Genomic DNA, 15516 nt, shown 5'->3' on the forward strand with positions numbered 1-15516 from the left:
AAGCGCACAAAAAAAGCGGCACATCCGGGAAGATGCGCCGCTTTCATGTCCTTACGCCATACTGCTTATCAACCTCGCTCCTGCATCAAACGCACGATGACGGTAATTGCTTCGGCCCTGCTCACTTCCGCCTGCGGCTCGAACCGGTTGCCCGTCCTGCCTTGCATCAGTCCCGCTTCGCGCACGCGGCTGACCGCCCGGAGCGCCCAAGCCGGGATGTTGGATGCGTCAGCAAAGCTCACAGCTCCCTCAGCCTCCACTGCCGCCGGATCCAGCGCGCCTGCAAGGATGACGGCAAGCTGCGCCCGCGTCAAGCGGGCATCCGGACGGAAGCTGCCGTCCTCATAACCCTGCACCAGCCCGGACTGAACCACCAGCGAGACTGCCGGTACGGCCCAGTCGCGGATCGCTTCCACATCCCGGAAGTCCGGCAGCGCCAGCGATTGTCCACCCGGCTGGAGCGCGTTCATGAGCATGACGACGAATTCTGCTCGCGTGACCGGACGCGCCGGCTGGAAGGAACCGTCTTCATAGCCCTTCACATAACCGGCTTGCAGCCCCGTCAGGATATCCGCCTCGGCCCAGTGCCCGGCGATATCGGAGAGCAACGACGGCTCAACCGGATCAGTCGGCCCCGGCTCTCCAGTCTCTTCCTCCCCCGCTTCTGCTGCGTCCACCCCCAGCACGGTAAATTTGGTCAAATGGCCGGACGTTACTTCAATAAACGAATCTTCAACTGCTCCACCCATGGCGACCCATTCCTGCTGCTGTTCATCATAGTAATGGATGGATGGCTCCTGCCCTTCCGTCAGCATAGAAGGGTCAAACGCCAGACGGATCCGGATCGGCACCAGGAAGTTGCCTTCCTTATCCTTCGTAATCTCGAATACGCCGCTCAGCTGCTTCAGGCTGTCTCCGAACAACCGCTGCAGCAGCTGCTTATCCTTCACTTGCTCGACCGTATACCGGGTCGATTCCCCCATCGCACCTGCCGGGACCGACACGCGAATCGCGTCCCCGAGTGCAAGTTGGGCCTCTACAGCGGGTGCTACCAAGCGCTCCACACGGCTCTGACTGACTGGCGGGGAGATCGTTCCTGTCCATCCGGGAGGCGACACCGGCGGCTCCTCTTCAGGATTCGCCGTGAAGCCTGCGCGCACAAATCCATTGTCTTCCGTAAAGTCAGCTTGCTCGCCATTCCATAATACTCGGGTCGTCCCCGGAGCGTAGACGATCGCCGTCACAGCGGTGACGCCGGATGGCACATCAGCCGTCAACTGCAACTCCGTACCCGCCAGGTCAGCCTCGACGCTTACATCCTCCGCCCGGTATCCGCTGCCGTCCGTCCAATAATAGTGCAGCTGACCCTCAGTTTCCATGGCACCATTGAAGTAGAACACCTGCTTCCGGCCGTCCTTCAGCTTGATCTCGATCTTGTCATCCGCGGTGCGTCCTGCGCTCTCGATCCGGCTCTCACCGGAGAGCGGCTCGATGACATTGACGAATTGCACTTCCTGCTGGTCCGTAATCCGGTTCACGACAGTCGTGGAGTAGGCGCTCGTATCGTTGGCCGGGCCCGGGGCCTCGCCTGCGATCATCACAGATGGCTGCTCCGGCGAGCTGGTCAGACTGTGCAGCTTCAGTCCGTTTCCGCTCGGCAGACGCCACTCGCCGCTCCACGCCTCTTCCAGCGCGGTGGCCTGCCCGTTGCGGAAGAATGGATAAGCATCCTTCGTCCCGAGCGCTTCCCCCATCGGTGTCAGCTCGCTGCCCGGCGTAAATTCACCCAGGCCGTGCAGCAGCCAGTCGTATTGACGCGGGGTATCCGAGGCTACGGTGAAAAGATCGATCAGATAATCGCCGGTGACCGCTACCGTCCGTTCGTAACGCGTCATGTTGGCGTAGGCCTTCGTGGAACTGTTGGTCATGATGCCGAATTCTTCACCCGGCAGGAACAGCTTGGTCGGTTCATGCATCTCGACGCCGTTCTCGGCCGGGATCTGCTGGGTATCGCCGTCTACCGTGACGGTATTGTGGGCAAATGTCTTTTTGTAGTACGTCTCGAACATGGAATTGCTGTACGCAGGAATGCCTTTGTCCGGAGCAAGACGCTCGCCTTGGCCGAACACCTCCAGATGCAGCTTGTCAAAATGACCATGGTACCCGCCATGATTGCCATAATCGACCAAAGCGTACAATTGGTCGCTACCCGTACCTGAGCGCAGCACTGCATGACCCAATCCCTCAAAGTTGCGGCTGGCGGAAGGCCACTCGCCGACATTGTCGATCGCGGTCTTCCCAAAGAACACCGCCTGCTCCCCTGCAATGCCAGAGGTCGGGTCACCCGGCACGATGTAACCGCCCCGCGGCCTGCCGTTCTCCTCATAGAGCCGGTGCAGCAGCGCGCCGTAGACGGGATCGTCATAATGAGCGTATACCGCTTCGTAATCCATCGGCACCACCCGGCCCGGCGCGGCCAGACTGGTCGGATACTTGCTGGAATTGTTGCTGTTGATGATCCCCAGATCCGGGAAAGCGTAGTCTAGCGGCATATCGAAGGTCTTCTTGAACGGCTCGCTGGCGAACAAGTCATAGCCCATCCCGCGCAGTCCGACCGCATGGTGGAGCAGCGCATACTGGGCATAGACGTGATAACCGATTGCGCCCTCGTACCAAAAGCCGTCCGACAGCACACTGTTCTCCATCTGGAAGCGGAAACCGCTGCGTCCGTTCACGGAATGATCCATCAACATCTCGTCCTCCAGAACGGCGCCGATCAAGCCGATGGCCGCGTTATGCCAGGTCTGCCAGTTGGATTTGCCCACATCGTAGGCCTGCAGCGTACGGGCAGAAGGGGCGAACAGATTCTGCTCGATGTCGTGCTTCTCCGCCTCGTTCAACACGCCGCTGGACTCGATGAGATCGTAGGCATGCACCAGCTCGATCATCTGCACCGCTTCGTCGAGCGACTGATAGAACAGCCGGCCGTTCTGCGCCTGCAGCGGATATTCAGGATACAGCTTGGCATAGTTAACGAGAATTTCCTTGGCCTTGGCCGCATACTTCACCTCATCCGTCAGTGCGTACACAATCGCCAGATTGCGCGCCGCCTGAACGTTCAGCGTATGGGTCGTAAACCGCCATCCCGCGTCCACCTGCTCGCCCGTATACATCTGGCCATCGCTTGGACACCGGTGGGCATGCGGACTGTTGTAATCATAGATCAACGTCACGTCGCCGCACACGAACCAGGTCGTCGCCCCAGCGGGCTTGGCTGGATAATAGACCGTCTTGTCCACCCAGTCATCCGCTTTCGCCCGCACAGCCGCCAGGTAGTCCTGCGCCCATGGGTACGTTTGTAGTTTGGCTTTGGCCGCATCCAGCTCCTCTGCCGCGACCATCACATAAGGGTGCTGCTTCACCTTGCTCCCCCGCTCCCCGATGGCAATATTCAATTCAATCGCGACCTCCTTGCCGCCCTGCTGCGGTATGACCGCAAATGCTGCATGAGCCGTCTCACCCGCTTGCGCCCCCTCAGGCACCCGCACACGGAACGTTACTTCCGTCTCTTCGCCGTCCGTTACGACTTCTGTAGCCGTTTCATAGCCGACTTCGTAGCCTGCTGGAAACGGTACTTTGGGGGAGATGCTGTAGGCTGTATCTGTTCCGCCGATATTGCGCAGCAGGAAGGTATATTCCAGTTCCGCTCCCGGCAGCGCACCTTTATCGATTCGCTTGATCGAGGGCTCGATGGCGTTTTTAGCCAGCGCCATGCCGTCGAAGTAAAGGATATCTGTCGGATCGGGCTCAGGATCCGAGCCATACCAGCGCGGATGGATGATGAGCTGGGTGAAATTCGCAAAATTTGCATGACCGTTGGAATTCAACATGCGATTAAAAGGTAGCTCAACCTTCTTCCAGCCGGACCAGTCCACGAAGAAGGTCGCCATGAAGTATTCATTGCCCGGAATATCGTTGTCCGGCGTCTGGAGGATGAAATAGATCTTCTTGTTGGACGCCCGCTCCGAGTATAACCAGAACTCGATCTGGTCATGATCGTCCCAGGGTGCGGTAATCCCCGTCACGTTGATTGCGGCTGCGGGGTTGTTCCAGCGGCCCGAGAATTCGCCCATTACGGGATGCTCCGAATCCGGTGTCGTATTGGTCCAGCCCGTAAAACCCTCCATATCGCTGATCGGATGACTGCCGCTTCCGGAGAGATCGATCGTATAGGCATGGCTGATCTCCTCGCTAGTCTTGTCCTCGGATACGGCATAAGCCGTGATGGTCTTCGAAGCATCGACTGTCAGCGGTGCCGTGTAGGGTGTGAAATCGGCATCCTCGCCTTCCAGCTTGTAGAAGATCGAGGCGCCCTCCGTTGCGGAAGTTAACGTGACGGTCTTGGCTTCTGCATAGGTCCCCGCCTGCGGTGAAGCCTCGACCGGCTCTACGACATCCCGGTAGACAATCGTATACTCGTATTCCGTCTCTTCGCTCTCCACGCCTTGGAGTACCGTTTTGGTGATAAGCGTCGTATCCTCAGTCAGCGTGATCGGAGCGGTGTAACGTTGGAAAACATCATCCACACCCGAGCGTTTATAATACAGCTCGGCAAGACTGGCCGGTCGTGTCTGCGTCGACAAGGCGACCGTCACCCGGTTGGTATATTCACCGGCCGGTTTGTCGGCTACGACAGGGTGAAGCTCGCCATTGCTGGTTAGCCGCATATCGTCGAGATAGATCTGCAGCCCGGCGTCCAGCGTCGTCCCGGAGACGCCCGCCTGGTCGAAACGGATATAGTCCAGCGGCCCCCACGGCTTGGCCTCAGCACTGCTCCGCTGCTCCTGCACCACGGCGAGCGGCACCTCGATCTCCTTCCAGCCGCTCCAATCCAGCGGCAGCCGGTAGTAATAGTAGTTGGTATCACCCTTCATGAAGAACCGGAGCTGGATCGGCTTGTCCGCCTGATCTCCCGTCCTGGCTTTCTCCGAATACGCCCATACCTTGAGCGTCTCGAACCCGTTCAGATCAACCTGCGGGGCATGCTTGGGATAGATGAGCGCCGAACCCGCCGTCAGCGTACCTGAGGCATCGTTAAAGGCCAGCAGCCACTTTTTCGAGCCTGTCCCTTCACGGATATAAGCCGGGTCCGCGTTCGCCTCCACGGCAATGCCGGCCGTCCCGACCGTATCGCCGGTGCTGTTGGCCGGCGAATCCATATTGTTGAGCGTCAAGGAAATCGGCACCTCCTGCGGTGCGGCGAACGCCTCCTCCGCAGGGGAAAACAATTGGATGCTGCTGATGGTCAGCAGCGCTGCCAACCACATCGACACGCTTCTTCTGAACCGAACAGATATCATGGATTCCTCTCCTTTTCCATAGCTAGTGTAGAAGGGGAGACCCTCCTGCGAGACTCCCCCCTTCCAAAAGATCAATATAACTTGGTAAGCCGCCACCAGTTGAGGTCAAAGCCGCCGGTCACGGCATAGATGCCGAATTGGTGGGTACCCGCCGGTATCGTCACCGTATGCGAGATCGTCCGGTAGGCGGACCAACTGCCGGTATTCGGGACATTGACAGTACCGAGTACCGTTCCGCCACCGCCTCCGGCGTTCAGATCGAGGGAGATCTGGCCGCCGTTATTAATCGAAGCAACCCGGTAGTCGATCTGATAGACGCCTGCACTCGGGATGTTGATCCCGGTGTAGGCCATCCAGTCCTGACTGTCGATCCCCCCGACATTGAGCCCGCCTCCGGTATCCGGCGTCGGCTCTGTCATGATTCCCGACATATACGTGTAGTTCTCTGCCTCGGTCTTGCGGGTGTAGCAGCCGCCGGATGCCAGCTCGCAGATCTCTGACCGGCTCGTGGATACCTTCAGATCGTCATACCAGACGTATGAATCGTTGGCCGGAGCGAACTCATCAGTCGCACCGCCGAAGAACGAGGAGAAATAGGCCTTGTCGACCTTATCGCCATTGCGAACGAAGCGCAATCCCGTTTTCTTCGCTGCCGGTTGGCCATTGTACCAGATCTCGATCTCTCCATCGGGATTGGCCTGGTTGTTCGTTACGGTATTCACCTTAAGCCGCTGCACGATGTTAAACCATTGTCCCTTCGGATAGACGATGGTCGAACCACTGCTGTTCTTGAGCTCCACATAGTCCCCGTATTGGCCAGCGTTGCCCATATGATAGTAATAGATCGCTGCCCTGCCGCCGCTGAGCCAGATCATGCGGGAGCTGAAGCCGTTGTAGCCGTCGCACACCATCCCTCCCGAACAGGAGCCACCACCGGCCAGACCTAAACCTAGCTTGCCTGCATACAGCGACGTACCCCAGCTGAAATCATCACTCAGTCTCATCCAGTACGAGAGATAATACTCATTACCAGGTGTCAACGCGAACGGCGCCGATGCCCCCGAATTCAAAGGACCAATCTCATCTTTGGGATAAAAAACACGCAGCGACTTGCCGCCTCGATAACTATGCTGACTGTCGATGATCGTACGATTGCTCATCCCCTCACTCCATGGGGCATTCCAGCCATCCTGCCCCCACTGGCTCAGCGTATACGCATTCCCGGCTGCCGGTCTCTCGAACGTATTGACTTTCGGAGCACCATAGGCCGCACTCCCTGCACTTGCCATTAACAAGATAACAAGCAATCCCATCATGATCTTCGTCTTCATCCGTTACAACCTCCCACAATTCTAAAGTTTAGAATGCAAATGGCTGACTTGGCGACGGGTCGACGTATGATCGGTCTATGCTGTTGTTATGTGTGCTTCTCAGACTGTTGAAAAAAGAAAGCCTACGGTCAGGGATCGATCTTCCAATCGCTGTTGTCCCCAGATTTCTTTGATTTTTACCCCTTTTAGGGGTGAAATCCGGGGACTAGCACGCTTTCTGCAAGAAAGCGACTTCGTAAGCATAAGCTTCGCTTCTCCAGATTCGATTCCGTGCCTCTCCGGCCGTTTTCAACAGTCTGGCTTCTAAAAATAATCTGCCAAAAACGGCGTCGTGGCAGGAATGTAGCGTCCCAGACGGGCAGCTTCGGCGGCCTCGCCGATTAGCCTGCCGGCCACGTGAAGATGGGTAGCTGACTTGTAGCCAATTAAGAGCGCGGAGAGCGTCTGGATATCGCAAGCGAGGACCGAAGCCTCGGCAGGCAAGGCAACCGCGATAGGGCGATCTTCCTGATCCCCGAGCCGTTGAACCCGGTCCGGCCCTGGACGAAGCGGCGATAACCTGTAGGTGCCGGTGTTCCAAGATGCCTGCGCATCCTCTACCTGTATATAGAACGCACGCTCCTCTTCATCCGTCTGCTCCACAAAGGCATAGTCGCGGAATACCCGCTCCACATCGACGATCCGCACCATAAAGTAAGGAACGATCTCCTGGCCCACTCGCGGCTCCTCAAGCAGATATGTCCATGGATCATCAAGCGGCGCATGCCAGAGCACCCGGCTGATCATCGAGTCATGCTGGGACAGATAACGCCAGATACCCCGGCGCGCCTCCTCGGTCAGGCTGACCATCTCATGCACGGACAACACCTGCTCCCTGACCTGATAAAAGATGTACCCCTCCGCCTCTCCTGACGGACTCCAGTAGACGCTGACCATCCCCTGCTTCTTGCCGAAGACGCGGGTCGCCCACCAACCCTCCGAGCGTGACAGCATGCCGTTGAACTGCCGGGCATAACGCATGTACAGCTGGCGAAGGACGGGACTGTCCCGGGGTACCCGGCGGATCCGGCTGCCCTCGGCCGCAGCCGGCCGGGGCAAACGCTCGGACGGCACCTCGTACCGGATATAGTCGATGCCCGCTTCCCAGCCGTACTTGCGGTAGAAGGCATAGGAGAACGGCGCCAGCGCCGACCAGGCGATACCCTGCTCGTGCATCGCCGCCAGCGAGGCACCCAGCAGCCGGCCGATCATGCCTTTGCGGCGGTACTCCGGCCAGGTCGAGACAAAGGCGATGCCGCCCATGTCCCATACTTGCCCGCCTACCCAGAACTGCAGCGGGAGCACGGAGAGCTGGGCGGCCAGCCGGCCCTCCTCCAGCCAGCCCCAGATCTGCTCGCCCGACATCGCCGCCAGCCTGGCCGCCTTATCCTCCGGCGACAAGACGCGCTGGAAAGCAAATTCGGCCAGCTGCAGGCTTTCTTCGTAATCTCCCTGTTGCAGCAACTTGATCACGCTCATCCCCCTCCCTTAAGCAGCAAGCAGTCAGGTCTGACCTAGTTGGCCGCATTCATCGTCCGTTCGTAAGCCTGGGTGAACGTGTCAACAATTTTGTCTACACCCAGTTTGTTCTGATCATCGACATAGCTGTCCCACTCGGCAAGACTGCGCTCGCCGATGATGAACTTGGAGATATTTTCATCACGGTTTTTGTTGAGGGCATCCCCCACAGTACTGAGCACCTCCTGCTCCTCGGCCGTGAAAGCCGGGATCGGCTGCTGCTGGCTGTCATACTGCGGCCCCTGCTCATAAGCATCCTTCAGCTCAGGAGAAGCAAGCGAGATATGCGCGTCATAGTCAAACCAGATATAGGTGCCGTCGGTAGAAAGCCCCGTCTTTTTGCGCATGTCGGATACGTCCGTGTATGTCTCGATGAATTGCTTGGCGCCATTTTCCTCTTGGTAGCTCTCGCCCTCCTTGCCCCAGCTGACAAGGGTCCGGCCTTCCTCGGTGTAGAAGAAATCCATGAATGCTACGATTTCGTCGATTTTGTTGGTCTTGGAGGAGATCATGAAGCCTTCTTGCGAAATCTGGGTAAAGGCGTTTTTGCGCGGTCCGCCCTCCCATCCGGCCGGCGGCGCCATAAAGTTCAGGTTGAAATCCGGATTCTCGGCACGCAGCGCCGAGTTGAAAAAATCGATCCGACCGACATAGTCCAAGGTGACGAAGGCCCGATTGGTAGACATAAGATCCTGCCACAGCTTCGTGTCGACCGTCAGGAAATCCGGCGGGATCAGCTTCTCGGCATAGAATTTGTTCATGTACTCGACCATCGTCTTGAAGTTGTCTTCCGTCGCTCCGTACACCCACTGTTCCTTGTCAAAGTCATAGTACACAGCAGACAAATCGGCGTTCATCGAACCGACGGTATTAAAGGATGCGCCGAAGTTCATCAGATAACGCAGACCGCTGCGGAAGGTCAGCGGATAACTATCCGGGTACAGCCCTTTCAATTCTTTGAGTGTCTCGTAGAGTTCTTCCCATGTCTCGGGCTGCTCCAGGCCGTGCTCGCTGAAGACATCCTCTCTGTACATCCAGATCATCCGGTTCGTCTCGCCGATCCCCTGATTGGGGAAAATATACATCTCGCCGTTGGACGCGATGGCGCTCTGCACGGCTGCGGGGTGCTCCTCCATCCACGCTTTGAAATTCGGCATCTGATCCACGTAATCCAGGATATTGACCAACGCTCCCTGCTGACCGTATTTGTCGGCCAGCGGCTTGGTAAACGTGAAGAGCAGATCCGGCAGATTGCCCGAAGCGATCGTCAGGGCGAGCGTATCTTCCAGGGAACCGCCCGGCGGTGTCTGGATGTCCAGCGTTACGCCGGTCTTCTCCTCGAGGTAGCTCCAGATCGGCCAGTTCTCGTCATATGGCCAGCTAGGGTTGCTATAGTTCAGGAACGTAAATGTCTGTTTTGCCGGCGCTTCCGGCGTGCTTGTATTCTCACCTGTGTTCGCCGGCGGCGTATTGGCGCCCCCGTTGTTCGAGCATGCTGCCAGCAGCGTTGCCCCCATGACCAAAACCAATGATGCGGATACCCATTTCTTCTTCATTGACTTGAACCCTCCCAAGATGATTGATGGCATGACTCTATGTTAACCTTTGACCGACCCGATCAGCGCGCCCTTGGCGAAATACTTCTGCAGAAACGGGTAGACCATAAGGATTGGCAGCGTGGAGACGATGATCGTCGCAAACTTGATGGACTCGTCGACGAGCAGCGAGTCGCCGCCGACACTGCCGCCGGCGTTATTGCCGCCCCCTTGGAGCACAAGGTTGCGCAGCACGACCTGCAGCGGGAACAGATCGGTATTGCGCAGATAGAGCATCGCGGAGAAAAAGTTGTTCCATATCGCAACGGCATAGAATAGGCCTATAGTGGCCAGGATGGCTTTGGACAGCGGCAGCGCCAGCCGGAAGAACACGCCGATATCGCTGAGGCCGTCGATCTTTCCGGATTCCTCCACCTCTTTGGGCAGTCCTGCAAAAAAAGTCCTCATAATGATCAGATTCCAGGTGCTGACCAGCGTCGGCAATACCATCGCCCAGATGGTATCGACGATACCGTAGCCGCGTACGACGAGAAAAGTGGGAATCATGCCGCCGCTGAAGAACATGGTGACGACAATCATCATCATAAAGCCGCGTTGGAACATCATTTCGCGTTTGGATATGGCGAAGGCGCCGGCTGCTGTCACGATAAGTGACATTGCTGTTCCGAGTACGGCATAGACAATCGTGTTCATGTAGGCTTGGATGATCTTGGGATCCTGCAGCACCATTTTGTAGACGTTCAGATTGAAGCCTTTGGGCCACAGGAACACTTCGCCCCTCAGCACATGCACATTGCTGCTCAAGGAGACGGCGATCATATAGATGAACGGATACAAGGTGGCGACGATCATACCGCCCATAAACGCGAACAGGAATAGGTCGAATACAGATAGTCTGGCTCTCATGTTGGTGCGTTCCCCCTTACCATAAGCTAGTCTCGCTCACCCGGCGGCTAATCCAGTTGGCCGTCAGGATGAAGACCAGGTTGATCAGGCTGGTAAACAGATCGATGGAGGCAGCATAGCTGAAATTGCCCTGTGTCAGTCCTGTCCGGTAGACAAAGGTGCTCAGGATATCCGCCGTGCCGTTGATGGCCGGGTTCAGCATGAGGAACACCTTCTCAAAGCCGATCTCCAGCACATTGCCTACATTGAGGATCAGCACAATAATGATGGCCGCACGGATACCCGGCAGCGTCACATGCAGCATCTGCTTCCAGCGCGACGCACCATCCATACGGGCAGCTTCGTAGAGCTGCGGATCAATCGCGGTCAAAGCCGCCAGATAGATGATGGTCTCCCAGCCGACATGCTGCCAGATCTCCGAGAGCACATAGATGCTGCGGAACATGTCTTCGCGCGCCATGAAGTTGATCGCGTCCAAGCCCAAGCCCTCGATCAGTTGATTGATCAATCCGCTCGATGGCGACAGGAACAGCGTCAGCATACTGACGACGACGACATTGGAGATGAAGTGCGGCAGATAGCTGACCGTCTGGACGAAACGTTTGAACATCATGTGCCGCAGCTCATTCATCAGGAGCGCCAGAATGATCGGGGCCGGGAAGCCGAAGATCAGCTTGTACAGTCCCAGCAGGAACGTGTTGCGGATTAGCTTGAAGAAATCCGGACTGTCAAAAAACATGCGGTAATATTTCAAGCCAACCCAATCGCTCGCCCAGATGCCGCGGAATAAATTGTAGTCTTTAAAGGAGACCACGATTCCGAACATCGGGACGTACTTGAACAAAATGTAGTACAACAAAGTAGGCAAAAACAACAGCAGCAAATATTTGCTTCGTCCCCATTTGCGGGCGAAGCTGTCTTTCTTGAATACAGGCATTGCTCGATCCGCAGGATGCATCCGGCCATTCCCCCAACCTTGTGTAAGTTATGCAGGTTTCATCGACAACCGCTTCCAATTGACATCATGATCGTAGCAAAACTGACGCCAATGCAAAATCATTTCGTTTTGCAAAGCTTGATCTATCTTGCGGTGTCAAGGCTTTGCAGCCTGCGCAGTTAAAAACAAGTCAAGGATGCGAAAAAGTGATGTTTGTCGCTTTTCTCGCGGCTGTGCTATACTTTAGCGAGCAAAAATGGACTTTATTTTCGATCGGGGGCCGTAAAATGAAGCTCGCCAGCCCAAGAAACACGTCTCTCTTCACAGCGCTATGTATCAGCTTTGGCGGAATCATTTTACTCCTCACTTCCTTTAATTACCTCTCGTATATGTTTTTCAGAGATAACATTCGTAGTGAGATTATTAAAAACAACAGCCTCAACTTACATACAACTGTCGCCAATTACGAAAAGCATTTTGTCCAGCTCAAAAGCAATTTGATGGCCCATGTATTCAATACAGAAGTACAGACGCTGCTGGATGTACACAGCCGTCCTTCCGAATACCCGACGATGTTCAAAATTCAGCAGGATCTCCAAGGCACCTTGAACAACTCCATCTTATATTTGGAGAATATCATCTATTACTTCAAAGACAAGAAGCTGCTCATCGATAAGGATGGCAGCCGGGATCCCGAGACCATGTTCTCCAAATTCTATGCCAGTGATCGGTACGGGCCTGACTTCTGGCAGGATGAGCTGCCCAAATCGCAAAGCTTCCATATCTATTCCGGCGCCGAGTTCAACGAACGAACGCCATATGGCAACGCTTACTATGGTACCCTCCTGCCGGTGCTGGCCAAAAAGGAAAATGATAGGCAATTCGGAGTAATCGGACTTGTGGATGGTACGGGGATGTATAAGGACTTTCATCAGCGCACCGACAGCGGCTGGTTCTACATCCTTGACCGGAGCGGGCAGCCGATCTTCGCTTCCTCGGGACGGTCAACGGAGGGGGATCCGGCGTTTACTGCTCTGACAGGGCAAGGCTTTATCGAGCAGGATGAGACCATCTACTTCTACCAGCAGGCTGCGCAGACGGGCTATATGTATGTCGATGTGATCCCGATCCGGGCGGTGACCAGCCAGTTCAAGCAGATGAATCTGGTGTTCCTGCTCATCCTGCTGTCGTCCTGCGTGCTTAGCCTGATCGTCGCTCTGCTGCTCGCCAGGAAGTTTCAGAATCCGCTGCACAATATCCTGCAGGCCGTAGAGCAGCTCGGTCAGCCGCTCGCGCTGCAGCCCAGCCGCATCACCGAATTCAAGCTGCTCGCCGAGAAGATCCACGATCTGTTCCGGATCAATCATACGATTCACCGCGATCTGGACACCAAAAACTCGCTGCTGCAGCAGTATGCCTATATCAGCCGGCTCAAGATGATCTCCGCCAATCTGACCGATATTAAGATGGCCATCGACAGCAACCGGCCCTACCGTCTGATCCTGACGCATCTGACGCTCAAAAAGGACGCTTTGTCGGGCACAGCGCTTGAATCCAGCCGATCTTATGCGCTGATTACCGAGCTGATCCGCATGCATTTCCACAGCCGCAGTCCCGATTCGCTGACGTTCCAGATCGAACAAAATGTGATCCTGACGATCCTCTTCGAGCATTCGCACCACCGCAGTGAGAAGGATGCGCTGGAACCGCTCGTTTCTCTGCTGCAGCCCGAAACGTTGTACTTCCAATTCACCATCGGAATCAGTGCTTTGCGAAGCGATGCCGAGCAGTTCAATGAAACGTACGACAGGGTGCTCGAGTACACGGGCCAGCGCAGACTCGATGAAGATATCCAGGTGTTCTCCAGCCTGGAGCCGCTGACGCTGCCGATGCTGCCGACGCTGGCCCAGGAGCAGGAACTGACGGCCAATCTTCATGCGGGCAACGATGCGATCGTCATCCCGCTCGTCCACAAGCTCATCGAACAGCTTCACAAAGCCGGTGCCCCTGCCCATCATATCATCGCGCTGAGCAAGCAGATCGTGGAGAAAGCGCTGAAGGTCATCTATGCCAAGTCCTTGACCGTACCTGGCTACGAGAATCCGAAGCAAACTTACGAAGCGCTCAAGGCATGCCGCACGGTGAACGATTTCAAACATTTTTTCGAGCATTATCTGTCGCTGCTGGCTCAGACGGTTAGAAATAAGAAGGAGGCCAGCGAGTCCGATTATATGATTTCCTTCGTCAAAGATTATGTGGAGTCTCATTACGGAGAAGACATCTCCCTGGATCTGCTGTCGCAGAAGCTGAATATTACAAACTCTTATCTCTCTTCGTACTTCAAAGAAAAGACAGGGATCAATCTGAGCGAATACACGCACACGTTCCGGATGGGGAAAGCAATGGAGATGCTGCAGAGCACCGACCTGAAAATCCAGGATATCGCGTCGCTCGTCGGCTATCTGACCGTCGCTCCGTTCAATCGCGCCTTCAAGCGGCATACCGGGGTGACGCCGACCGAGTACCGCCGGCAGCATCAGACGCTGGATTAGAAGATTAGGAGAGCAAATATGTCAGCAGCCCCGAATCCGCGCTGCGGACTCGGGGCTGCTCGTTGTTATCCGGTATAGAGATGGGGGTTCTGGCTGCGGCAAGCCTCCATCACTTGCAGCTGCCTTCGCACCTGCTGCAAGGTAATATCCAGCTCAGCTCCATTGGTCAAGGCATCGTGCAGCTTGGTGTACAGCATCTCCGTCATCTCATGGAAGGGCGTCACGCTCGCCGCCGGCGCTTCCCAGCTCTCTTCCTGCCAGGAGAGCTGCTCGCTGCAGTAGGCGGGGGTGCCGTCGGGTTTGGCCAGCGGGGCCTCCGCGAGCAGCTGCTCGGGCGCCTCATCGGGCAGATAGTATTTCCATTCGAGTCGGCTGCCATCCCCTTGCAGACCGCCCCGTGTCCCCTGAACACGGTACGCCGGACGCGAGTAAGCCGCACACGAGGAGATCTCGATGTCGATCAGCGGGGCGTCCGGTCCGCTCAAGATCAGCTTGACGTAGTCCTCGGCATCGCCCAGCGTCAGTGCCTTTTCCATCCGGCAGTACACATCCGGCAGCCGGTCGCCTCCGAACAGCTGCAGCGCCTGATCGAGCGGATGCGGCCCCGTGTTCATCAGGCTGCCGCCACCCTTGCTCTGCTGCGTCTGCCAGTCCCAGCGCCGGGCAAAGCCGCTGATCGTCAGATCGATCTGGACGATCCGCCCCAGCACGCCGGAGGCGATCACCTCCTGCAGCTGGCGAAAGGCTGGCTGATAGCGCGCCTGCTGGAATACGGCGAGGATGCCGCGGGAGCGGCTTGCCGCCTCGATCAGCCGGTCTACCTCTGCCACTGTGCGGGCCAGCGGCTTCTCGCACAGCACGCTGCAGCCGCGCTCCAGCAGCGCCAGCGTGATCGGCACATGCTCGTGGCTGAACGAGGCGTTGACGACCAGATCCAATTCTTCCTGCTCGGTCATCTTCTGCCAGGAGGCGTACGTGCGGCAGCCGTATTCGCGCACGGCCCGCTCCCGGCGCTCCGGGATCCGGTCCGCTGCAGCCGCAATGGTGTACAGCTCGGGCAGTTGGATCAGCAGATTGCCGTGGATATCCCGGCCGCTGCGTCCCAGGCCGATCAGTCCTACTTTCAACACGCGTTGGGTCACTTTAATCGCCTTCCTTCTAAATAGTGAAAAATAGTTTGCGTGGACGATTCGTTCTTCCGATCGCTGTTGTCCCCAAAGTTCTTGATTAGATAACCCCGGCAGGGGTTGAAATCCGGGGACAGCGTATGCTTCCGAAGCTAGCTTTTCTGCGAAAAGCTTTCAGGCGAGCGCTGCG

Annotated in this window: 8 protein-coding genes; 1 reads left to right on the forward strand and 7 read right to left on the reverse strand. The window is 56.7% G+C overall.

Annotated features, from left to right (window positions below):
* Positions 1 to 68: 68 nt before the first annotated feature.
* The 6 genes from ABC336_RS06890 to ABC336_RS06915 all read right to left on the reverse strand — a co-directional run bounded on the left by ABC336_RS06890 (position 69) and on the right by ABC336_RS06915 (position 11668).
* On the reverse strand, positions 69 to 5360 hold the full coding sequence (locus ABC336_RS06890) for an S-layer homology domain-containing protein (RefSeq protein ID WP_413237976.1): 5292 nt from the start codon (positions 5358 to 5360) through the stop codon (positions 69 to 71).
* A 71-nt stretch (positions 5361 to 5431) separates the two neighbouring features.
* The gene (locus ABC336_RS06895; RefSeq protein ID WP_413237977.1) at positions 5432 to 6691 is read right to left on the reverse strand and encodes a carbohydrate-binding protein; all 1260 of its coding nucleotides are present in this window, start codon (positions 6689 to 6691) and stop codon (positions 5432 to 5434) included.
* A 303-nt stretch (positions 6692 to 6994) separates the two neighbouring features.
* Complete coding sequence (locus ABC336_RS06900) at positions 6995 to 8203, reverse strand: GNAT family N-acetyltransferase (protein WP_413237978.1); 1209 nt, start codon at positions 8201 to 8203, stop codon at positions 6995 to 6997.
* A 41-nt stretch (positions 8204 to 8244) separates the two neighbouring features.
* Entirely contained in the window at positions 8245 to 9804 is a 1560-nt protein-coding gene (locus ABC336_RS06905) for an extracellular solute-binding protein (protein WP_413237979.1), read from the reverse strand.
* 42 nt (positions 9805 to 9846) lie between these two features.
* A complete protein-coding gene (locus tag ABC336_RS06910) occupies positions 9847 to 10710 on the reverse strand; it encodes a carbohydrate ABC transporter permease (RefSeq protein ID WP_413237980.1) in 864 nt (287 codons plus the stop codon).
* 16 nt (positions 10711 to 10726) lie between these two features.
* Positions 10727 to 11668, reverse strand: a complete 942-nt coding sequence (locus tag ABC336_RS06915) for an ABC transporter permease (protein WP_413237981.1) — start codon at positions 11666 to 11668, stop codon at positions 10727 to 10729.
* 479 nt (positions 11669 to 12147) lie between these two features.
* On the opposite strand from ABC336_RS06915, the gene ABC336_RS06920 reads away from it, so the two are divergent.
* A complete protein-coding gene (locus tag ABC336_RS06920; RefSeq protein WP_413237982.1) occupies positions 12148 to 14199 on the forward strand; it encodes a helix-turn-helix domain-containing protein in 2052 nt (683 codons plus the stop codon).
* A 65-nt stretch (positions 14200 to 14264) separates the two neighbouring features.
* Here ABC336_RS06920 and ABC336_RS06925 read toward each other — a convergent pair whose 3' ends face one another.
* Positions 14265 to 15341, reverse strand: a complete 1077-nt coding sequence (locus ABC336_RS06925) for a Gfo/Idh/MocA family protein (RefSeq protein WP_413237983.1) — start codon at positions 15339 to 15341, stop codon at positions 14265 to 14267.
* Positions 15342 to 15516 lie beyond the last annotated feature (175 nt).

This window comes from Paenibacillus jepli, assembly GCF_047238105.1.
Taxonomy (GTDB): Bacteria; Bacillota; Bacilli; order Paenibacillales; family Paenibacillaceae; genus Paenibacillus_D.

Bases quoted from the DNA above. Each gene is read 5' to 3' on its own strand.
- ABC336_RS06890 (WP_413237976.1), bottom strand. From the start codon at position 5,360: ATGATATCTGTTCGGTTCAGAAGAAGCGTGTCGATGTGGTTGGCAGCG.
- ABC336_RS06895 (WP_413237977.1), bottom strand. From the start codon at position 6,691: ATGAAGACGAAGATCATGATGGGATTGCTTGTTATCTTGTTAATGGCA.
- ABC336_RS06905 (WP_413237979.1), bottom strand. From the start codon at position 9,804: ATGAAGAAGAAATGGGTATCCGCATCATTGGTTTTGGTCATGGGGGCA.
- ABC336_RS06910 (WP_413237980.1), bottom strand. From the start codon at position 10,710: ATGAGAGCCAGACTATCTGTATTCGACCTATTCCTGTTCGCGTTTATG.
- ABC336_RS06915 (WP_413237981.1), bottom strand. From the start codon at position 11,668: ATGCATCCTGCGGATCGAGCAATGCCTGTATTCAAGAAAGACAGCTTC.
- ABC336_RS06920 (WP_413237982.1), top strand. From the start codon at position 12,148: ATGGCCCATGTATTCAATACAGAAGTACAGACGCTGCTGGATGTACAC.